The sequence below is a fragment of the Limosilactobacillus secundus genome (assembly GCF_020784695.1).
In the GTDB taxonomy this organism is placed as follows: domain Bacteria; phylum Bacillota; class Bacilli; order Lactobacillales; family Lactobacillaceae; genus Limosilactobacillus; species Limosilactobacillus reuteri_F.
The window spans coordinates 33236-55319 of the sequence record NZ_JAJGUA010000029.1 but is presented as its reverse complement, the minus strand read 5'-3'; the positions used below and the strand labels follow the sequence as shown (position 1 = coordinate 55319).

General features: G+C 38.2%; 17 protein-coding genes and 2 other annotated features. All 17 genes read right to left on the bottom strand.

Features of this window, described 5'->3' with window-relative positions:
- Positions 1-4: 4 nt before the first annotated feature.
- On the bottom strand, positions 5-1252 hold the full coding sequence (yfmF, locus tag LMB57_RS04080; protein ID WP_229271280.1) for an EF-P 5-aminopentanol modification-associated protein YfmF: 1248 nt from the start codon (positions 1250-1252) through the stop codon (positions 5-7).
- A 203-nt stretch (positions 1253-1455) separates the two neighbouring features.
- Positions 1456-2307 (bottom strand): amino acid ABC transporter substrate-binding protein, encoded by an 852-nt coding sequence (locus tag LMB57_RS04075; protein WP_229271279.1) that lies wholly within the window; start codon positions 2305-2307, stop codon positions 1456-1458.
- Positions 2308-2324: 17 nt separating this feature from the next.
- Complete coding sequence (locus tag LMB57_RS04070; protein WP_229271278.1) at positions 2325-2975, bottom strand: amino acid ABC transporter ATP-binding protein; 651 nt, start codon at positions 2973-2975, stop codon at positions 2325-2327.
- A gap of 14 nt (positions 2976-2989) precedes the next feature.
- Positions 2990-3637 (bottom strand): amino acid ABC transporter permease, encoded by a 648-nt coding sequence (locus LMB57_RS04065; protein WP_003666654.1) that lies wholly within the window; start codon positions 3635-3637, stop codon positions 2990-2992.
- A 183-nt stretch (positions 3638-3820) separates the two neighbouring features.
- Positions 3821-4054 (bottom strand) — a binding site (T-box leader).
- A 51-nt stretch (positions 4055-4105) separates the two neighbouring features.
- Entirely contained in the window at positions 4106-4642 is a 537-nt protein-coding gene (gene mreD / locus LMB57_RS04060; RefSeq protein WP_229271277.1) for a rod shape-determining protein MreD, read from the bottom strand.
- 6 nt (positions 4643-4648) lie between these two features.
- Complete coding sequence (gene mreC, locus LMB57_RS04055) at positions 4649-5506, bottom strand: rod shape-determining protein MreC (protein WP_229271276.1); 858 nt, start codon at positions 5504-5506, stop codon at positions 4649-4651.
- 133 nt (positions 5507-5639) lie between these two features.
- Complete coding sequence (locus LMB57_RS04050; RefSeq protein WP_003666650.1) at positions 5640-6641, bottom strand: rod shape-determining protein; 1002 nt, start codon at positions 6639-6641, stop codon at positions 5640-5642.
- Positions 6642-6776: 135 nt separating this feature from the next.
- Positions 6777-7409 carry a JAB domain-containing protein gene (locus LMB57_RS04045; protein ID WP_229271275.1) on the bottom strand — a complete coding sequence of 211 codons (633 nt, stop codon included), beginning with the start codon at positions 7407-7409 and terminating at the stop codon, positions 6777-6779.
- A 66-nt stretch (positions 7410-7475) separates the two neighbouring features.
- Positions 7476-8789, bottom strand: a complete 1314-nt coding sequence (locus LMB57_RS04040; RefSeq protein WP_229271274.1) for a bifunctional folylpolyglutamate synthase/dihydrofolate synthase — start codon at positions 8787-8789, stop codon at positions 7476-7478.
- A gap of 102 nt (positions 8790-8891) precedes the next feature.
- Positions 8892-10106 carry an NAD(P)/FAD-dependent oxidoreductase gene (locus tag LMB57_RS04035; RefSeq protein WP_229271273.1) on the bottom strand — a complete coding sequence of 405 codons (1215 nt, stop codon included), beginning with the start codon at positions 10104-10106 and terminating at the stop codon, positions 8892-8894.
- Between the two features lie 53 nt (positions 10107-10159).
- Positions 10160-11905, bottom strand: coding sequence for a thiol reductant ABC exporter subunit CydC (gene cydC / locus LMB57_RS04030; protein ID WP_229271272.1), 1746 nt, complete (start codon positions 11903-11905; stop codon positions 10160-10162).
- The gene (cydD, locus tag LMB57_RS04025; RefSeq protein ID WP_229271271.1) at positions 11898-13628 is read right to left on the bottom strand and encodes a thiol reductant ABC exporter subunit CydD; all 1731 of its coding nucleotides are present in this window, start codon (positions 13626-13628) and stop codon (positions 11898-11900) included. The genes cydC and cydD overlap by 8 nt, the downstream gene beginning before the upstream one ends.
- A gap of 6 nt (positions 13629-13634) precedes the next feature.
- On the bottom strand, positions 13635-14651 hold the full coding sequence (cydB, locus tag LMB57_RS04020; RefSeq protein ID WP_229271270.1) for a cytochrome d ubiquinol oxidase subunit II: 1017 nt from the start codon (positions 14649-14651) through the stop codon (positions 13635-13637).
- Positions 14652-16070 (bottom strand): cytochrome ubiquinol oxidase subunit I, encoded by a 1419-nt coding sequence (locus LMB57_RS04015; RefSeq protein WP_229271269.1) that lies wholly within the window; start codon positions 16068-16070, stop codon positions 14652-14654.
- A 380-nt stretch (positions 16071-16450) separates the two neighbouring features.
- On the bottom strand, positions 16451-19105 hold the full coding sequence (locus LMB57_RS04010) for a valine--tRNA ligase (RefSeq protein ID WP_229271268.1): 2655 nt from the start codon (positions 19103-19105) through the stop codon (positions 16451-16453).
- A 72-nt stretch (positions 19106-19177) separates the two neighbouring features.
- Positions 19178-19388: a binding site (T-box leader), on the bottom strand.
- Between the two features lie 42 nt (positions 19389-19430).
- Entirely contained in the window at positions 19431-20651 is a 1221-nt protein-coding gene (gene thiI / locus LMB57_RS04005) for a tRNA uracil 4-sulfurtransferase ThiI (protein WP_003666641.1), read from the bottom strand.
- Positions 20652-20672: 21 nt separating this feature from the next.
- Complete coding sequence (locus LMB57_RS04000; protein ID WP_229271267.1) at positions 20673-21821, bottom strand: cysteine desulfurase family protein; 1149 nt, start codon at positions 21819-21821, stop codon at positions 20673-20675.
- Positions 21822-22084 lie beyond the last annotated feature (263 nt).

Sequence of the window (22084 nt, the reverse complement as noted above, 5' to 3'; positions counted from 1 at the left end):
ATAATTATTTCTCACCACTTAATAAATAAACTGCCTGAAGTTTCATTTGTTTAGCAACACGCATGACGTCAGCTACGGTTACTTTTTTTATTTCGGTAATAAAGTTCTTATCTGATTCATTAACTAATTTGGTAACTAATTGTTGTTCTAAAACATTACTTGCCAAATCATGACCTGCCCGGTATTGGTTAATCAAACTATCTTGAACTTCACTTAGCGTCTCAATATTAAAATCACCATTTTGTAAGGCAGTCAATTGTTCCTGGATCATATTTTGAACTTTTTCTTGGTCACTCGCTTGAATTCCCGTTTGAACACTTATAATCCCATTGAATGGAAGAAACCGACTAGAAGCATAATAAGCTAAACTAGCTTTTTCACGGACATTCGTAAAAAGTTTTGAATATGGCGTGCCACCAAAAAGCCCATTGAAAACTAAACCAGCATAGTAATCTGCGTCATGATAATAGACAGGTAAAGAATATGCCAAATTTAACTTTGCCTGATTTACTTGTTGGTGTTCTGTTTTTCTTTGAACTTGGTCATACAATGCTTGATGATATAAAGGTGAATTATTAACAATATCGCGATCCTTAAAAGGCAACTTAGCAATAACTTGCTGAGCACGCATCGAATCGATGTCACCTAACACAAAAATATCAATTTTATCTTCATTAATCATTGAATGATACGTTGAAACTAAACTTTTAGCATTTAGGTTCTCAAGATCGGCAATTTGCCCAAAACTAGGAACCTTCATTACAGAATCATTTTGGTAGTACAAGTCCATAAGACGTTGATTAGCCAAAAATTGTTTGTCGTCATAAAGCGACTTTATCGCACTTTTTAAATTATTAGATTGAATCCTAAAAGTAGGACCATCAAATTCTCCATCATCGATTAGAGGATGGAAAATGATCTCATTTATTAAGCCACTAATCTTTTCAAATAAATCTTCACCAACAAAGTGATCATTAACAAAACTTGCTCGTAATCGAACCGTATGCAATGTCCCCAGCCGGTTAACATATAAATTAACATAAGCACCATATAAAGATGCCAATTGACGAGCCAAAGCCGTCTGTGTTGGATAGCGATGCGTGCTGGTCTCTAATAGGTTTGCCAATAAATTTCGTGCAGTAGCATTTGTTGGTGTTTGCGGAGTCGCAAAATCTATTAAGACGTGATTCATCTTAAATTGTTTTGTGGGTATAATGTGCAAGTCCACGCCACGAGCAAGATTAAAATCCACGTTCTCTTTCTCCCTTCAATATAAAATGCAGCAAGAGGGGTTCCACTAGCTGCAACCTAGTTACATTCGAATTATCGTACTGAATAATGATACGTTAAATAAGACTAAATTACAAACCGATTACGTAAATTCATCCTATTTTTATTAATCTGTTTGTAGGAAATAATAAAGGGCAGAGACTATTTTCCAAGTCCCTGCTCTTCTTATTTAGTGTTATCTGGTCCCAAGTAGTTACTATCTTGACCGAACCATTTTTCATTAAGCTTCCGTAATTCACCGTTTTTCTGCAGATTACCTAACCCTTGATTAATTTTCTTCTTTAAGGTCTTGTCACCTTTTCGCATTCCCACCGCAAAATGTTCCATTGGCAACTCTTTACTAAGATATGTACGATATGAATTGCTATTTGGTTGGTGCTTGATATAGTAATTAGCATAAACCTCATCCATTAAAATCCCTTGAATTCGATTTGCATTTAAATCAATGAATGCATTAGGAAACGTATCATAAAGTACTGGTGTATGATTCTTTATTTTATCTTTTAACAATTTTGGCTTCTCATCCAAAACGGTAACTCCGGTAGAACCATTCTGTACCCCGAGTGTTTTGCCCGTCATTCCGTTCAAATTTTTAATGTTACTCTTCTTTTTAGTTACTAATACCTGCCGATTTTCTAAATAGTAACGACTAAAGGCAACTTTTTTGGCGCGGCTAGGATTAACAGAATAACCATTCCATAGCAAGTCAATCGTACCGTTTTTTAGCTCAGTCTCTTTCATTGACCAATCAATTGGCTGAAAATCAACCTTTATCCCATACTGCTTAAAAACAGCGCGTGCAAGATCAACATCATAACCAACTAGCTTCCCATTCTTTTGACGAAAACCCATTGGCACAAAGCTATCATCAAGACCAACAATCACTCTTTTTCGGCGCTCGATCCGGTTCCATGTATCTTGCGTATCAGCACGCTTTGTTACACTTTCACAGCCACTAAGAAGGAGAACAGGTACTACTAACAAAATAAGTAACCAAATTGCTTTCGCTTTTTTCATCAGTATTTCTCCTCTCACTATTTATTCTGACGTTGATCAAGTGGTTGTACTCGTAAAATATCATCAGCAATATCCTCGGCAAACTCTAAATCGTGAGTAACAATTAATTGAGTCATTCCGTCCTTCTTTAATCCCAAAATAATATTAGCCACATCTTTTCGGAGGTTTGGATCAAGCGCTGATGTCGGTTCATCATAACACAAAATTTTAGGCTTCATTGCTAATGCACGGGCAATTGCAACCCGTTGCTTTTGGCCACCTGAAAGTTGGTAGGGGTACAATTTCCCTTTTGTATTAAGCCCTAATTCTTCAAGCAGTTTTTGCGCATCAGCAATGGCTTCTTGTTTATCCTTTTTCAATACCATCATCGGCGCTAACGTGATATTTTCCATTACTGAAAGATTTGGGAAAAGCTTAAAGTCTTGAAAAACCACACCAATTACCCGGTCAACTGCATCTGTTCCCTGAGGGTCAAATCGATGACCGTTAATGAAAAACTCACCACTATCGGGAGTTTCCAGTCCAGTAATACAACGAAGTAAGGTCGTTTTCCCAGCACCTGATGGACCAACAATACAAAGAATCTCACCATCTTTAACAGTTAAATTAACCCCATCTAAAATTTGCCGATCGCCAAAACTCTTTTTTAAATCTCGAACTTCTAACATTCAGATTCCCTCCTTTACTTGAAGTATGCATAACATTTTTCAACTTGCCGTAGAATTAATGTACAAATTCCTACAAGGATCAAGTAGATTAATCCGACTAACATCAATGGGACAAGCGTGACATCCCGTGAAGTTGCAACGTTTCCTGCTCGAAGTAAATCGCCGAGACCAATTACGTAAACTAACGATGAATCTTTTACTAAGTTAATAACTTCATTTCCAATTGATGGAATAACGATTTTTATTACCTGAGGAATGATGATTTTACGAAGGGTTTGCCAGTAGCTTAGTCGTAAAACACGAGCTGCTTCAAACTGACCTTGATCAACAGATTGAAAACCACCACGGAAAATTTCAGCAAAATAAGCTGCATAGTTCAAAATAAAAGCAACTAGGGCGGCATCGTAACGTTCAAAAACAATGCCAATAATTGGTAATCCATAGAATACAAAGATTAGTTGAAGCAGTAAAGGCGTTCCCCGCATTAACCAAACATAAATTTCTAATATCCACTTCAAAGGCTTAATTTTAGAAGTAAGCCCTAAGCTAACCAAAATCCCTAATGGCAAAGATCCAACTAATGTCCAGAAGAAAATTTGTAATGTAAGAGCAGCCCCTTGAAATAATGAAGGTAGAATTTCACTTATATATTGCATTGACATTTACTATTGCCTCCTTAAATTATTGAGTAATAGAAATAACAGGAAAAGAAAAATCCTCTAGGAGATACCTCCTAGAGGACGAGTACATCGTGGTTCCACCTCATGTTTACAAATATTTCACAATATTTGCCTTAATAAGTCTATTTTAATGAAACAAAAAAACACCCTCGAGCCTAAACTGGCTACGAGGGCGTTTCCGCGGTTCCACCTCATCTTGCTATTTTCTCACGAATAATAGCCTTAGTGAGTTCATTAAAATAAACTCCGCGCTGTAACGGGCTTCCCCGGGTCTTCCTACTATGGCTTTCAGAAGGCCAACTCACAGATGTGATTCAAACCAAAGCATCGATCCCTTCCCATCATTAAGGACTCTCTTTGCAATGCTTAAAGCTCTACTAGTCTGTTCCCTGTCATTTATGATATTGTAAATATCCTATACTGGAATATCTATTGTGTCAAGCACTAATTTTAAATTTGATCATCGTTTAATGCCCAGCGATATATTGCGCGAATTGGCCAGAAGAGGACAACAAAATAAATTAAATTTAATGCTAACGTTGGAGCAAGCGTATAAATAAGATAGTCGCCAAAACCAACATTAGTAATATTTACTAAATAATATGCCCAATAATTAAAGGTCTCAAAAATGACAATATCAACAAAGAAAATCATAATCATCGAAAGAAATGATGAACTAAAATAACGAGATAAAATTTTAGTTATTTCTACCACTAATGGATACAAGAAAATATATAATCCTAAAATTCCTGAAAAGTATAAATCATAAACTGCACCGGCAGCAATTGCAAATGGAATTAATGGAATCTCAATATCATCTTGAAAGAAATATGATAAAACTAACCATAGTAAGACAAGTTCACTTACCATTGAATAGGGATAACTGAAAAATAATGGTGCCCACACATGGCTTAAGGCTCCGTCCAAAAACAGACATACAAATAAACCAATTGGGAATATATATTTTAAGCGTGATAAACGATACATAATTTATCACTCCTGTGAAACTGCTTCAGCAACTGTAACAATATTAATATCATTAAAGTCCGTTGCTGGAGTAATATAGATTTTCTGGGCTAAGCCATAATCATCTTTACCGACACGTGACACGCGACCAACGTAAAGTCCCTTTGGTGTCACACCACCCATTCCACTGGTTACTACTCGGGTACCCTTTTTTATTTTAGCTTTAGAAGTTACTTGTCCCATTTCAAGCTCGTTATTTCTTGCATTATATCCGGTGATAATCCCATTAACCACCTTCCCACTTTGCCCATTAAGGGTAATTGCAAAACGGTTTGATGATTCACTAGTATCACTCAATAATTCAACTTTACTATTAGTTTTATTCACTTCTGTAATCCGACCAATTAACCCACTACCACTCATAACGGGCATATTCTTCTTAATGCCACTAGATTGACCTTTATTAATTACAAGTTGTTGTTGCCATGAAGATGGTGTGCGCATTAACACAGCCGCTGTAACTGTATTATAGTCGGTCATTGAATTATTAAGTTTTAACTGCTGTTTTAATTGTTTATTTTCATGAGCTAAGGTCTGATCACGGACTTTAGTTTGTGCTAATTCAGTTACTTGCTGTTTAAGTTCACGGTTTTCAGAATAAGTATTCATCAACCCATTTATTGAACTCACACTTGTCTGTGCCCAATTTACAGGGAGAGCAACTGCACTATCAACAAAGCCAACAATATCATTTCCAAATTGTTGGATAATCGGTGGTGTATTTCGTCTATTCCGTAAAGAAACAGAACCTGCCATTAGTCCAAAACAGACAACTAGAATTATCACAGCAATAACTAATCGGCGATTGGAAAAAAATTTCTGCATTATGACCCTCCAATGCATACACAAGGTAATTAAGACGGGGCCTGCCAAACAATCCTGCTTGGCAACCAGCCCCGTCAATCATTAGTTAGTACTAATGATGATTCATCGCTGACGTCACTGTCAGAGAATCATTTTACTTTTTCTTCATTACATCAATACTCTTTAATGACTCGCCGGTACCAATAGCAACACAGTCAAGGGGATCATTAGCAATAAATACTGGCACTTTGGTTGCATCTGCAATAACATCTGGTAAATGCTTTAATAGTGCGCCGCCACCAGTTAATACAATCCCGTGATCAATAACATCAGCAGCAATTTCTGGGGAAGTTTCTTCAAGTGTTCCTTTAATTGCCGTAATAATACTGTCAACAACATCTTGGAGGGCCGTTGAAACATCTTTTGCCGATACTTGCATTGTCTTTGGTAATCCAGTTACAAGATCACGACCGCGAACTTGTGTTGTTCCCATTTCTTCAGCAGCTTCAACAGACGCAGACCCAATATCCCACTTAAGCTTTTCAGCTGTTCGTTCACCAATTAATAAATTCATATGTTGACGAACATATTGAACAATTGCATCATTCATCTTATCTCCTGCCATTCGAATGGACCGGCTTGAGACAATACCACCTAACGAAATGGTAGCAACATCAGTAGTACCACCACCAATATCAACAACCATACTACCAGTTGGATCCATAACCGGCAATCCAGCTCCAATGGCTGCTGCAAATGGTTCTTCAATAACATAAGCATCACGAGCACCTGCAACTCGAGTAGCATCAATCACTGCCCGTTTTTCAACTTCCGTGATCCCACTAGGAACACATACCATAACATATGGCTTACCATTATTTCCTAGTGCTTTATCAATGTAATACTTCATCATTGCAACTGTTGTGTCGTAATCAGCAATAACACCGTCTTTCATTGGACGGATAGCCACAATGCTTTCTGGCGTTCGTCCGATCATATCACGGGCATCACTACCAACAGCGATTACTTCGTTAGTCTTAGAATTACGAGCAACAACTGATGGTTCTCTTAATACAATACCCTTACCTTCAAGGTAGACAATTGTATTAGCAGTTCCAAGGTCAATGCCAAGATTTTTTGTTCCAATACCTAGCAATCTGCTTCTTCCCTTCGTCTTAAAATCAAATTAATATCGTGCATATTATACCATAGCCACTCGGTACATACGAACATTAATATACATTAATACGAACAAAGAAAGCGTAATTATTGCAATAAATTAAAAGTTTCTTTACTTTTTAAGCTCATTAACGAGACTAGCTTCACGCCAACTATGGTATGTATCACGACCAACAATCATAAAGTCAACTAAATGAAGTCCAATAATCTCGCATCCTCGTTCTAAGCGGCGAGTAAAAGATTCATCTTGCTTAGAAGGATGGATATCTCCCGTCGGATGATTGTGGATCATAATAATTCCTTGAGCTGAACACCGGAGCGCATATTGAAAAATCTTATCAGGATAAAGAATACATTCACATCCACCGCCTACAAATAAAATTTTCCAATCAATTATCTCATTATGGATATCTGTACAGGCAATACAAACACTTTCTTGCTCCTCACTTTGAAAATGATCAACCATCTTACGGCCTAATTCGATACTCGAATAAGCATGGCCAATGATTTCTTCGTGACTTTTAGTTACTATCTTCCCTAATTCAATTGCAGCAAAAAAGTTAAACATTTCTGGCGCCCATTCATTTATCTCATTTTTTTCAATACGTGAAAGCCGTTTAATTGCTAGGGGATTAGGACACTTACGTAAGAAACGTTGACATAATTTCTGCTTCTTTGTTCCCAATTTATCAGGAATAGCCGTCCAGACTAATTTTGTATATTCGTTAATCACTTCATTTTCCATAAATAAATAATTCTCCTTTTTACACTCTATATATTTAAATACGGAAAATTTGTACTTTTACACTTTTTAATTTAAAAAGAATTTACGAACATCTGAAACAAAATAAAGAGAACCAGTAATAATCATTACATCGTCCGCACTCATTTGACTTGCCACCTGTCCGATCCCCAAGCGCCAGTCGTTAATAATCTGGATGGGATATTTAGTTGGAATATCAGCAACTGCTTTTGCCAAGTCTGCACTTGGCCTTTTAGGACCGGGGCCAGTAAAGTGAGTAACAGTTAAGTGAATATTTCCCAAGCTTGCTAATTCACCAAGCATTAATTCATATTGTTTATCAGCCAGAATCGCTACTAAGAGATAAACTTCCCGCTCGGCAAAATCATTCTTAATAGTATGGACTAGGGCCTGAATACCAGGGAGATTATGAGCGCCGTCTAATAAGATGAGGGGCGTAGTATTTATTTCTTCTAACCGGCCCGGCCAAGCAGCATTTTCTAATCCTGCTATCAAAGCACGGCGATCAATTGCCAGTCCACACTTTCCCATAAAAAGCTCAAGAGCCATCAAAGCAACTGCTGCGTTTTCTATCTGATAATCGCCTGGCAAGCCAAGAATTATTTCTATTTTTTGCAGTTTTTTTCCTTGATACCGAATTTTCGCGTGGAATTGATGACCATTAAGCTTGTGAACAGTAAAATCTTTTTCTAATTCAAAAACCGAGGAAGTTTTCTCCTTTGCATCTGCAAGAATAGTTTTGCGCGCTTCAGTTGGAAGGGCACCTAAAACAACGGGGACGCCTTTTTTGATTATTCCCGCTTTTTGAGCTGCAATCTTAGCCAAAGTATCACCTAAATACTTCATATGATCCCAGCCAACTGTCGTGATCACGCTAACAACTGGCGTAATTACATTGGTAGAATCGTATAGCCCCCCAATTCCTACTTCAAGCAATACAACATTAGGCTTCTTTTCAGCCATATAGCAAAACATTAATGCTGTATCAATTTCAAATTCAGTTGGTCCACCTGTTTCCAATGTATCATCAAGTTTTTTGACAACTGGAGCGATTTTTTGAACTAATCTTAAAAGATCATCATCGCTAATTGGGATTCCATTGTACTCAATCCGTTCATTAAACCGCGTAATAAAAGGCGATGTAAAACTTCCAACGTTGAGACCACTTTCTAGTAAAGCAGACCGCATCATTGCAACAGTTGATCCTTTACCATTAGTTCCTGTAACGTGAATGTATTTAAGTCCTTCTTGCGGGTTTCCTAATTCTGCCAAAAATAGTTTCATCCGTGTGAGTGTTGGAATTTTCTTGAATTGCGTTCGTCCATGAATAAAAGATAATGCTTCATCATAAGTTTTAATCATTTATTTCATCCTTTATTTATTATAGCCATACCTTTTTAGCGTATAAGTATAAAAACGAGGCTGTTGAAAAAACAAAAGTTTTTTCTCAGCCTCATTCGTTTTCTAGTGATATAAATCAAAGCGACCTTTAGCAAATAGCTCTTTCAAACCACCCGTTTCTAACAAGGAACGGTCAGCAATAATTTTCTTCATTGCTGAAGCAGGATATCCACGTAATTCGTGTCCCATGGCTTCACCAAATGCCCGCGTATTACCAACGGAAGCAACTGTTCCTAATGACTTGTAAGTAAATGGCTTAGCTTCATGCTTGCCAGTCTTAATGCGGCTAACAATGTCTTCAGCCGTGTAATCAGCCATTGCTAGGGCAATTTGTGCAGTGGTTGGGTATGGGCGTTTACCATCCGGTGGCATTACAGCCGCAACATCCCCAATGATGTAAATATCATCGTGCTTAGGGTCTGTTAAGTGGTCAGTAACGATTACCCGGCCACGCTTAGCATCAAAACCGCATTCTTCCATCAATGGATTACCGCTTACTCCAGTTGTCCAGATGATTGTACCAGCATTAAGGGACTCTTCATCATCATCTCCATGTTTATAGATGACTTTGCCAGGTTCAATCTTGCTAATTCGTGAACCATCAAGTAATTGTACGTTAAGGCTCTTAACAAGGTTCACCCCATATTCAGCAAGTTTTTCACTAAACATTGGAAGTAATCTTGTTGAAGCTTCAATCAGCGTAATTTTAATTTCATCTGGTGAAACTCCAGCAATTTTTGCATAACTTGCTCGAGCGTCAACAAGCGCCCCTGCTAACTCAATTCCAGTAAATCCACCACCACAAATAACAATTTGAAGATCATCAGGATTGTGAGTGGTACGATAATCTTTCATTTTGGCAATGATGTGGTCATAAATCGCTAAAGCTTCTTTAACATTAGTCATTGGTAATGCATTTTCTTCAGCACCAGGAATTCCAAAAGTTTCTGAAACAAAACCAAGCCCTAATACACAATAATCATAGTGCAGCAGTTCTTCATGACCAGCAAGCTTAACCGTCTTTTTATCAGGATCGATCTTTACAACTTCATCTTGGATAAAGGTAGTAATTTGTGGATTAATAACATCACTAATTGGATAAGTGATCCTGGAAGCAGTTTGCGTTCCCGCAGCAGCTTCGTGTAAATCAGTAGCTTCATAATGATAATTATTACGATCGACTAGTGTAATATGAACATTATTTTTTAGCTTTTTTTGTAATAATACGACCGTCTTTAAGCCAGCATAACCAGCTCCAAGTACAACAACTTCTTTCATTACTATTCATCCCTTCATCAATAGTCCTATTTATTATAACATTTCTAAACTAGCTAGATACCCTCATCTGCCATTTTTAACGCCCGGTAATGTTCATTTGTTTTTTGTAATTCTTCAGGGCTGCCTTGCATTGAAATTTTACCATCCTCGATAAAAACAACTTGATCCATCATTTCTATACCTTGTAAATGGTGAGTAATCCAAATCAAAGTTTTGCCTTGTAACTGCTTCATAAAAGTCTCAATTATCTTTTCTTCTGTTACCGGGTCTAAGCCTACAGTTGGTTCATCTAAAAGGATAATGGGCGCATCTTTGAGCAAAATCCGAGCAAGGGACAATCGGTGACGCTCTCCGCCAGAAAACCGTAACCCTGCCTCATCAACCATCGTATGAAGCCCTTTTGGCAGTCGTCTAATCATAGGAGCCAATCCAACTCGTTCAAGGACATCCCATACCTGATCCTCTGTCGCATCTTCGTTCCCCAAACGGATATTATTTAAAATTGTGGTATGAAATAAATATGGTGATTGGTGAACGATCCCGATATAATTCGAAATCTCATCACCAAATTCGTCTGTTGGCACATTATTAAGAGTAACAGTACCTGACGTAGGCTTCCGATCTCCACGAATTAAACTAGCTAACGTACTCTTTCCAGCCCCACTGCGACCAAGAATGGCAAGTTTTTCGCCGGGATCAACATTAAGATTAATTCCCCGCAAGATCATCTTCTCTGTCTTAGGATAGCGATAATAAACATCCGTAATTTTAAGATAATAAGGAGCGGCAATATCAATATTAGCTTTAGAAGGAGCTGGCGGTTGTGGCAATTCATTCAACCGCTTTAATGAATCTGTATATACATTGGTTTCTTGAGCAGCTGCTGGTAAACTAGACAACACTTCATCAAGGGGAAAGACACAAAGTACAAAAGCCGCAATCCAATTTGCACTGCCTCCCCAATGTCCGCCGAAACGTGCTGCTCCCCATATAATAAGACTAACAACCACCAATAAAATCATTACCTGAAGAATAAAATCACGCCAATGTTCAAAACGTTTCATCGCTTGTTGAGACGCTAATACGTTTTTTTCACTTTTTTCATAGTGTTGCAGATAATCCGCACTTCGCCCTGCAAATACCCAGTCTGTAATTCCCATGATATTATCAGTAAGATCAGCATACAAGGTATTTGTATATTGCTTTTCTAGTTGCTGGCGCGCACCATTAACAAGCACTGACCATACGGGAACCGCAATGATAATCAAGCCAAATAGAACTAACATTAAAAGTCCCATTAATGGAGAAATTATTCCCATTCCAATAACGATAATGGCATAAAGTCCAAATGCAACTAGCATCGGAAAAATCGTTCGTAAATACAAATTTTGAATGTGGGCAACGTCTTCTGAAAGTAACCCAAGAATATCTCCAATCCGATACTTACTATTAAAGAAAACGGCATCCTGCTCTAGTGAATCATAGAGCTTTTTACGAAATGCAGAAGTCATTTTAAGCACCCAATTATGACTAACCAATCGTTCAAAGTAATTAGTCACTGGTCTGAAAATCCCAAAGGCCCGAGTAAGAACGATAGGAACATATACTAACAAGATATTAAAAGGCATCGTCGCGGACTTACTGATTAAGTAGCCGGCGGTGAACATCAATCCACTAGCACAAATAAAGGTAACAATTCCAAGGGTAATTGCTAATGCCAAGGTCCACTTGTAACGCTTCAGGAATGGTTTTACCCACCGATCATGTTTCATTGCTTTAAGTAAAGGAATCTTATTCATGGGTTATCTCCTTCCCCCGTGTTTGATCCATCAATTCTGTAAAGTAACCATGTTCATCAAGGAGCTGCTGATATGTTCCTTGTTCAATTAACTCGCCATTTTTTAATACCAAAATGTAGTCCATCTGCTTCATCCAATGCAAACGGTGGGTAGCAAAAAACACTAATCTATTTTCCATCAACGGAAGCATTCTTTTTTTCAACTCTAGCTCAGTCTCAATATCAAGGTGGGCGGTTGGCTCATCGAAAATCATTACTCGGCGTTCCGGATCAAGAAATGCCCGTGCTAAGGCAATTCGCTGTGCCTGCCCACCACTTAATGCCCGGTGACCACTGCCAATCATCGTCTCTAATCCTTGAGGCAATTCATCAACAAGATTATCTAACCCAACAACATGAATTGCTTCTTTTATTTTATCTTCACTGACATTTGGCGTATAAAAGGCAATATTATTTTTTAACGTATCTGCAAAAATATAGGGAGTCTGTGGAATGTAGAGAATCTGTTTTTGCCAGTCATAAATATCCAAAGTCGTCACTTTTTTTCCCTGAATGGTAATTTGACCGCTTGTTGGAGCTAAAAAGCCACTCAAAAGATTAATCAAAGTTGTCTTTCCGGCTCCACTCATCCCAATAATACCAATTTTCCGATTTCCCTTAACCGTTAAATCAAGATTTGTTAATTCACTGCCATTTTGAGGATACATAAACTCAACATTCTTAAAACTTAACTCATCGTCTCCTGTCCACTGGTGTAATTCAACAGTCGGCCTCTTGGGTAATGGCATCTCAAGAATTCGCCGAACAGCATGAAATGAATTTTTACCATTCAATGTTGCATGATAATCACTTGCAAAGTTCCTAATAGGCAAAAAATACTCAGGTGCCAAGATCAGAATTGCTAGTGCTGGGAATAACAATAAGTGACCATTAATTAACCGTAAACCAAGAAAGACCGCTAAGATTGCAATAGCTAATGTAGTAAAGAAATCAAGAGCAAACGTTGATAACATTGCTACTTTAATCACGTTCATTGTTGATTTTCGAAAACGTTCGCTTGACCGATAAATACTTTGCGAATACTTCTTACTAAGGCCAAAGTACTTCAATGTGTCAATTCCCCGCAAAGAATCAATAAAGTGATTAGACAATATTTGAAAAGCTGCAAACTGCCGATCCGCCTTAGCCTTCGCCGCATAACCTAAAATAATCATGAATAAAACAATCAAAGGATAAACTAACAACATAACAATGCCTGAAATCCAATCAAGCCAAAAACAGACAACCAAAATAATGACTGGAATAATCATCATGCTGATCACCTTGCTATAGATGAGTCGAATATAATTTTCGACTTCTTTAATTCCATCAAGGGCCAGGGTAACCATATTACCGGTTCCCTCCCGCTGAACAATTACTGGTCCAAGCGCAAAGACTTTTTTTAATAATTGCTGACGAAAGTTTTGGGCAGCATTAGCCGAATACTTATCAAGCCAATCATTCCCAATTTCGGTTAGCCCATGACGCAAAAGGTAGCAAACAATAAATCCACCTAAGCCATATATTTGACTTAGAAGAGAATGCCCCTGCCATAAGCCTGTTAGTAAAGCAGCCAAACTTAATCCCTGACCAAGGATAAGAAAAGCTTGCAGGACATAAAGCCCCACAAGCTTAATCATGATATGTCTGCTCCCCTCGATTTTGAAGAGTAGTCGATCAATCATAAATTTTTATTTAACCTCCGGAATAGCTGGCATTGCAATCCGTTTACGGAAAATCCAGTAAGCCCAGATTGTATATGCCAAAACAAATGGTAAAAGACAGCAAGTAGCAATTGTCATCACTGTCAACGTATATTCTGTTGAGGAAGCATTTTGAATAAGAATACTGTACTTCGGACTAATGCTACTAATTAGTACCCGTGGGAAGAGACCGATAAAGATCAGTACAACTAATGATACTAAGGTTAACCCACTTGAAATAAAGGCAATTAGTTCATGACCAGCAAAGGTTTCTGCTTGAGCTAAGACCGAGAAACCAACAATCAATATAAGCATGATGATTGTGCCAACGGGGTGAACAGCCATAAAGTCAGTCATAAAGATTAATAATAATGCAAAGACAACTTCGCCAGCATAAAGAATCCAGTACAAAAATTCAGCATAGTTCCGGGCGCGTTCTTGAACCGGACCAGTCGTCTTTAAGGCAATATAATTAATTCCATGTAAGTAGGTTAATAGCAATAAGGCAATCCCACCAACAACTGAAATCCAGTTGAAATAATCAAAGAATCCTGCGTGAAAATTGCCATTAGCATCAATCGGCATTCCATGAATCATGCTAACAAACATAATACCGAGGAAAAATGGAACAATCGCACTACCAATTGCTAATGCCCAATCCCAAATCCGCTTTTGTGGCATTGGACTATTTTTGCGGAATTCAAAAGAAACACCACGAACAATTAAGCCAGCTAGGATAATCATTAAGATTAAATAATATCCGCTGAAAAGACTAGCATACCAATATGGGAATGAAGCAAACATCGCACCACCAGCCGTGATTAACCACACTTCATTTGCATCCCAAACCGGTCCAATTGTCCGCACAAGTTGGTCACGCTCTGATTCGTTATGAGCAAGTGTTTCAACCGCCATTCCTACCCCATAATCAAATCCATCTAGGAAGAAGAAGCCAGCAAAAAGCACCCCAATCAATACAAACCATAATAATTGAAGAAAACTCATCTAGAACGCCTCCTTGTCAAATGGGTCAAGGACCTTCTTGAATTTAGGTTCAATTGCTTCCGATGGATCTTTATGTAACTCAAGAACAATTAACCAAATTAATGTAATTGCCAGAGTTGTAAATAGGATAAAGTAAACAATATTTGATGTTAACAATGATCCAACTGAAACATTTGGCGATACACTTTCAGCAATTGTAAACAAGCCATAAACTGTCCATGGGATACGACCAAATTCTGTTACAAACCAACCAGCAGTATTCCCAATAAATGGTAAGAAAGTAGTAATTGCAATACACCAAAGTGCCCAGCGTCGTTGTGCAAGTGGTTTTTTGCTCTTTTCCCTAGTCATAATTAATCCAACTAATGAAACTAAGAAAATCCAAGCACCAACAGCACACATAATCCGGAAACTATAGAATAATGTATTTACCGGTGGGTAGTAATCAAGATTCTTACCGTATTTTTTCTTAAATTGGGCATTGAGTTCATTCATCCCAGTAACTGCACCAGTAGTTTTATGGTATGACAAAATACTTAGGGCATATGGAATGTCAATATTGCCCTTTACTTCATGGTCTTTCATATCGGCAATACCAACAATTGTCCATGGTGCATGCTTACCAGTAGTTGTGAAAACATCTTCAGTAGCTGCAAATTTCATTGGTTGTTCTTTGATTAAGTATTGCATCTGGGCATCCCCTAACGCAATTCCACCAATAGAGAAAATCAATGAAATTAAAAGGCCCAACCGCATTGACTTCTTGTAAAACTTCTTATTAGCTTCAGAAAGTTTTTGATTCTTTAAAAGTTGGAATGCAGTTAAACCAGCAATAATAATTCCACCCATCATGATAGCATTAAGGATAACATGCCCAAATTCATACCATAATTGAGGGTTTTTAAGCAATGCGCCAAAATTAACCATTACTGCACGGCCACCCTTAATTTCATAACCAACTGGGTGTTGCATGAATGAGTTGGCAGTTAAAATCCACAAAGCGGATGTTAAAGAACCAAAACTCGTCATCCAAATAAAGAAAAGGTGTAACCCTGGCTTAACCTTTTTCCAGGTAAATACCCATAAGCCAATAAATGTTGATTCAATAAAGAATGATAGCAAAGCTTCGAGGGCTAATGGAGCACCAAAGATATCACCCATAAACCGTGAGTAATCCGACCAGTTCATCCCAAATTGGAATTCCTGAATCAAACCTGTAACAACACCGACCGCAAAACTAAGTAAGAAAATATTTCCCCAAAATTTTGCCATTTTTTTGTATGTTTCGTCTTTAGTTGAAACATACATACTTTCCATAATGGCGACGATAAAAGCTGTTCCAATGGAAAATGGAACAAAAAAGAAGTGGTAAACCGTCGTCATGGCAAATTGGAAACGTGCCAGACTAAGAATAGTCATTATAAATACCTCCCTCCGAAGTATATCAATAAAAAGAATAGTTGAAACCGTTTCCCGTTTCTCCACAATTAATCATAATACTTGTGATAAATAATTACAATAAATAAATGGCAAATACGTGAAATAATTTCTAAATAAACCGCTTAATTATCGATTATTTAATCCTTATCATTAGATAAACATTTTTGAATAATACATGATTATTTTTTCATATTAATTAAAAAGGAATCGGCAATTACCAATTCCTTTTTAATCTAATTTTAAAATGCATTCATAAATCTTATAGCAAATGCATCTCCACAGTGGTCTCGCCTATTTAATAAAATGATATATTTTTTATTTATTATTAGAAACGTTAATTATCCCACTATAAATCGACACTAAGCTTGTTGAAGTGATTGAAGGCGTTCTTTAGCAGCTGCTAATTTTTGTTGCCATTCCGCTGCCTTTTGTCGTTCAGCTTCAACAACTTTTTCCGGCGCGTTATTAACAAACTTTTCATTACCAAGCTTCTTTTGTGAACGTTCTACTTCTTTTTCAAGTTTAGCAATCTCTTTTTCCATCCGATCTCGTTCTTCATCAAGATCAACTAATTCAGCCATCGGGATGTAAACTTCTGCTCCAGTCAAAATACCGCTCATCGCAAGCTTAGGAGCTTCAACATCCTTACCAATAGTTAAGTTTTCTGGATGACAGAAGCGTTCAATGTAATCCCGATTATCATTCAACATCTGTGCCAAATGATCACTATCAACTTTCACCAAAATATCGACTGGTTTAGACATTGGTGCATTAGCTTCATTTCGAATGTTACGAACAGCCTTAATTAATTCAATTAAACTATTCATTTGTTCAGTCGCAACTGGATCATCCAGTTCGGCATTGGCAACTGGGTAATCTGCAACCATAATTGATTCGCCATCATGCGGCATTGATTGCCATAATTTTTCGGTAACGAATGGCATAATTGGATGTAACATCTTCAAGGTCTGGTCCAGAACGTAACCAAGAATATTCTTAGTATCTGTCTTTTCTTCATCAGTTCCATTATTGAGTTTTTCCTTGGTCATTTCGATATACCAGTCACAGAAATCATTCCAGATGAAGTTGTAAAGCGCCCGACCAGCTTCACCAAATTCAAACTTGTCAAACTGTTCGTTAACCTGCTTTACAGTTGCATTTAACCGACTCAAAATCCACCGATCAGCTAAATCCCACTTACTCTTATCAGGAAGGACAGGCGCAGGCATCTCACCAAGGTTCATAATAACGTAACGACTAGCATTCCAAATCTTATTAATAAAGTTCCAAGCAGCATCCATCTTAGTGTAGCTAAAACGAATATCTTGACCAGGAGTTGAACCAGTAATTAAGAACCACCGCAGGGCATCTACCCCGTACTTCTTGATAACATCCATTGGGTCAATACCATTCCCCAAGGATTTACTCATCTTTCGCCCTTGTTCATCACGAATCAAACCATGGAGAAGGACATTCTTAAAAGGTGCCCGACCCGTAAATTCAAGCGATTGGAAAATCATCCGGGAAACCCAGAAGAAGATGATGTCATAACCAGTAACTAAAGTATTGGTTGGGAAGTAGCGCTTGAAGTCTGCTGAATCAGTATTAGGCCAGCCCATCGTCGAGAATGGCCAAAGCGCACTGGAGAACCATGTATCAAGGACATCCTTATCTTGTTCCCAATTTTCGGCATCTTTAGGAGCTTCCATACCAACATAAACTTCGCCAGTCTGTTTGTTATACCAAGCTGGAATCCGGTGACCCCACCATAATTGACGAGAAATAACCCAATCATGAATATTTTCCATCCATTGCGTAAAGGTATGTTCAAATCGTTCTGGAACGAAATTAACTCGGTCATCAGTATCTTGGTTCTTAAGAGCTGCTTCGGCTAATGGCTTCATCTTAACAAACCATTGTGTGGAAAGACGTGCTTCAACTTGTACCCCTGTTCGTTCTGAGTGACCAACAGAGTGAACGATTGGGTCAATCTTTAACATGTAACCTTGGTCTTGAAGATCCTTAACAATCGCTTCACGAGCTTCAAAACGGTCCATACCTTCGTATTTACCGGCATTTTCATTCATAGAAGCATCTTCATTCATTGTATTAAGCTCGGGAAGGTTGTGACGCTTACCTACCTTGAAGTCGTTTGGATCATGAGCCGGGGTAATCTTAACCATCCCGGTACCGAATTCAGGTGTTACGTAGTCGTCAGCAATAATTTCAATTTCCCGGTTGACAAGTGGTACCATGACTTTCTTACCAACTAAGTCCTTGTAACGTTCATCATTAGGGTTAACAGCAACCGCTTCATCCCCGAACATTGTTTCTGGACGAGTAGTGGCGATTTCGATGTAATCCTTACCGTTAAAAGTAGTCCCATCAGTAAATGGATACTTAACATGGTAGAATGCACCCTTGTCGTCCTTATGAATAACTTCAATATCTGATAAGGCCGTCCGTGCTTGTGGGTCCCAGTTGATAATGTAAGTTCCACGATAAATTAAGCCCTTATTATAGAGATCAACAAAAACTTTTCGAACAGCTTTATTTAATCCTTCATCAAGGGTAAAACGTTCGCGGTCATAATCTACAGAAATACCCATCTTAGCCCACTGCTGGTGAATAATATCAGCATATTCATCTTTCCAGTCCCAAACTTGTTGAACAAACTTGTCACGACCAAGATCATAACGAGAAATTCCTTGTTTACGAAGACGGGCTTCAACTTTCGCCTGGGTAGCGATACCAGCGTGGTCCATTCCAGGAACCCATAATACATCGTAACCCTGCATACGTTTTTGTCGAATGATCATATCTTGTAAAGTTGTATCCCAAGCGTGACCTAAGTGCAACTTACCAGTAACATTCGGTGGTGGGATAACAATTGAGTATGGGTGAGCTTTTTTGTCCCCACTTGGTTTAAAGAATCCTTGGTCAATCCACCATTGATAACGGCCTTCTTCAACCGCCGCTGGATCGTACTTGGTTGACATATCTTTTTCTGTCATGGCAGAAACTCCTTTCAGAAAGCAAACTTCATTTTTGTTTTGTGCATTAACTAAAAAACGCCCTATCACAATCGATAGGACGAATCATCGCGGTACCACCTAATTTGAGTATAAAATACTCCACTTTATCATTTCATAACGGTAAATGAACCGGACATACCTACTATTAATTTCAGTATATCAGCTCCCGAACTACCTTCATAAAGTTTAACTAATCCTCTCTCACTATCAGGATCTCGCTTTTTAGGGGCCGCTTTACTACTCTTTCGGTCAATGCTTATTAAAATGTATCATAGCTAAATTATCAAACCTCGTCAAGGCCTAATTAAAGTAATTCAGCAAAAACATCTTCATTTTGGTTTAAATAATCTTCACCAGGATGAATTTCCGTAATTTCAATCCCATCAAGAGCTCGTTGCATTAATCCTTCAATATCAAGTCGTTTTTCGTATTCACGAGCCCGCTCAACATTTGGCCGGGTTTTCGGCGATGGCGGTGTAAAGACAGTACAACAGTCTTCATATGGAAGAATTGAAAGGTCATAAGTATCAATGTCTTGGGCAATCTTAATGATTTCGGTCTTATCAAATGACAATACTGGGCGTAATACCGGATAAGAAGTTACATCATTAATCGCTAGCATACTTTCCATTGTCTGTGAAGCAACTTGACCTAATGATTCACCATTAAAAATAGCCAACCCATGACGTTTAATCATTAAGGCAGCTGCCAACCGAAGCATCATCCGCCGTTGAATCGTCATTAGGTAACCTTCAGGAACTTTTTCCTTTACTGTTTCTTGAATTTCAGCAAATGGCACTTGAATAAACTTAATACTTCCGCTATATTTTGCAAGACGTTCAGTTAATTGCTTGGCCTTTGCTAAAGCTTGGGGACTAGTATATGGCGGACTAAAGAAGTGAACCATTTCCATTGAAACACCACGTTTCATCCCAAGGTAAGCGGCTACTGGTGAATCAATTCCACCAGACATCATCATCATTCCTTTACCAGCAGTACCAACTGGCAAACCACCAGCACCCTTAATCGTTTCACTTGAAAGGAAAATCCCATTAAGACGGATCTCAACCCGTAAAGTTAGGTCTGGATGGTGAACATCAACTTTTAATTTATCAGGAAACTTATCTAAGAGATATCCCCCTAGCTTGTTGTTCATTTCAAAGGTATCAATTGCAAATTGGTGATCTGAACGACGAGTTTCTACTTTAAAGGTAATTGGTTTATCAACTTGTTCAGCGATCATTTGAGCTGCCGCCTCTGCAGTCGCTTCAAACGTCTTATCAACTTTAATTGATGGAGAGAAGTTTTGAATCCCAAACACTAACTTCAAGCGATTCATCACTTGATCATAGTCAGCCCCATTTAATTCAACATGCAACCGATCACGTTGTGCATGCACCTTTACTTGGTCAAAGCTATGAAGAGCCTTTCGCACGTTTACTCCTAAACGATCAATAAAGGACTTCTTATTATGTCCCTTTGTCGAAAGCTCACCATAACGAACCATGATTTCTGTATATTGCACGTTATGTTCCCCTTTCAGATTTTATTCAATAATTTTCTTAAAGCCAGCGTATAATTCATCAAATGTTTTATTAAACTGGTCAGCTTCTTCAAGGGTATTTTGATCCCCAAGGCTAATCCGAACTGCACTTGTCGCAATATTTTCCGGAACTTTCATGGCAGCTAATGTTCCGGCTTCAGAATGCTTTTTAGACGAACAAGCACTAGTAGTTGAGATATAGATATCCTTGTCTTCAAAGGCATGAACAATCGTTTCGCCTCGAACTCCTACAATTGCAAAGCACAAGACATGGGAAGCAAACCCTTGATCACGGCCAGAAATCAATTTCACATGATCGAATTGACTTAAATGGTCGTAAATCCGTTCTTTGATTGCTTGTTCCCGCTTTACTGATTCTGTTTCATTTTCTTTTACTAGCCGAATTGCTTTTGCCATCGCAACATTACCAGGTGTATTTTCTGTTCCATTCCGTAGTGTTCGCTCTTGACCACCACCAGCAATCAAAGGCTCTAACTTACGACCACTCTTGAAGTAAACAAAACCGGTTCCTCGTGGAGCATGAAATTTATGACCAGAAAAAGTAGCAAAATCAACGCGATCACTAAATACTTGGTCATCTAACCCTTTACCAATTGCCTGAACAGCATCCACCATAAAGTGAATATTTGGATAATCTTTAAGGATTTCTCCTACTTCTTTAATTGGCTGAATCGTTCCAATTTCATTATTAACAGCCATAATAGACACTAAAATCGTATCTGGACGAATCGCGGCTTTTACATCAGCGGGATTGATCCGTCCTTCTTTATCAACGGGGAGATAAGTAACCTCAAATCCGAAGTCTTTTAGTTGTTCCAATGCATTTTTTACGGCCGCATGTTCAACACTAGTCGTAATAATGTGTTTGCCAAAACGGTGCTTAGCCATTGCAGTTCCCTTGATTACCCAGTTATCTCCTTCAGAACCACCACTAGTAAAAATAATCTCACTAGGCTTAACCCCGAATAGCTTTGCGATCTGCTGACGTGCCTGTTCTTGGAGGTTCCAAGCATTTTCACCAAAGTTATGTAAGCTACTTGGATTCCCCCAAATCTTTTGGCTCACGGTTTCGTATGTCGACAAAACATCCGGTAGTATCTTTGTCGTCGCACTATTATCAAAATAGATCATACTAATTTCCTTCCTAAAAATAATACACAGGGTTGTTACAAATGGGTAACCTACTCTGATTATGATTTCAACAGTATAGGATAGGCTACTGCTGAAGATTTCGACTCTTCTTAAAACGGTTTTATATTATAACAGAAAATTAGCTATTAGGCATTAATTATCACTATCATTTAATAAGAAAAGAGGCTGGAAAAAACTTCGTTTTTTCAACAGCCTCTTTATTTATACGAACATTGTTTAAGATATCGTGGAAATTAACCTTG

What these genes read in the sequence shown, in the direction of transcription:
- cydD (WP_229271271.1), bottom strand. Translation starts at nt 13,628, where the DNA reads ATGATTGATCGACTACTCTTCAAAATCGAGGGGAGCAGACATATCATG.
- LMB57_RS04015 (WP_229271269.1), bottom strand. Translation starts at nt 16,070, where the DNA reads ATGACTATTCTTAGTCTGGCACGTTTCCAATTTGCCATGACGACGGTT.
- cydB (WP_229271270.1), bottom strand. Translation starts at nt 14,651, where the DNA reads ATGAGTTTTCTTCAATTATTATGGTTTGTATTGATTGGGGTGCTTTTT.
- LMB57_RS04045 (WP_229271275.1), bottom strand. Translation starts at nt 7,409, where the DNA reads ATGGAAAATGAAGTGATTAACGAATATACAAAATTAGTCTGGACGGCT.
- cydC (WP_229271272.1), bottom strand. Translation starts at nt 11,905, where the DNA reads ATGAATAAGATTCCTTTACTTAAAGCAATGAAACATGATCGGTGGGTA.
- mreC (WP_229271276.1), bottom strand. Translation starts at nt 5,506, where the DNA reads ATGCAGAAATTTTTTTCCAATCGCCGATTAGTTATTGCTGTGATAATT.
- LMB57_RS04000 (WP_229271267.1), bottom strand. Translation starts at nt 21,821, where the DNA reads ATGATCTATTTTGATAATAGTGCGACGACAAAGATACTACCGGATGTT.
- LMB57_RS04010 (WP_229271268.1), bottom strand. Translation starts at nt 19,105, where the DNA reads ATGACAGAAAAAGATATGTCAACCAAGTACGATCCAGCGGCGGTTGAA.
- LMB57_RS04035 (WP_229271273.1), bottom strand. Translation starts at nt 10,106, where the DNA reads ATGAAAGAAGTTGTTGTACTTGGAGCTGGTTATGCTGGCTTAAAGACG.
- LMB57_RS04070 (WP_229271278.1), bottom strand. Translation starts at nt 2,975, where the DNA reads ATGTTAGAAGTTCGAGATTTAAAAAAGAGTTTTGGCGATCGGCAAATT.
- LMB57_RS04065 (WP_003666654.1), bottom strand. Translation starts at nt 3,637, where the DNA reads ATGTCAATGCAATATATAAGTGAAATTCTACCTTCATTATTTCAAGGG.
- LMB57_RS04040 (WP_229271274.1), bottom strand. Translation starts at nt 8,789, where the DNA reads ATGATTAAAACTTATGATGAAGCATTATCTTTTATTCATGGACGAACG.
- mreD (WP_229271277.1), bottom strand. Translation starts at nt 4,642, where the DNA reads ATGTATCGTTTATCACGCTTAAAATATATATTCCCAATTGGTTTATTT.
- LMB57_RS04075 (WP_229271279.1), bottom strand. Translation starts at nt 2,307, where the DNA reads ATGAAAAAAGCGAAAGCAATTTGGTTACTTATTTTGTTAGTAGTACCT.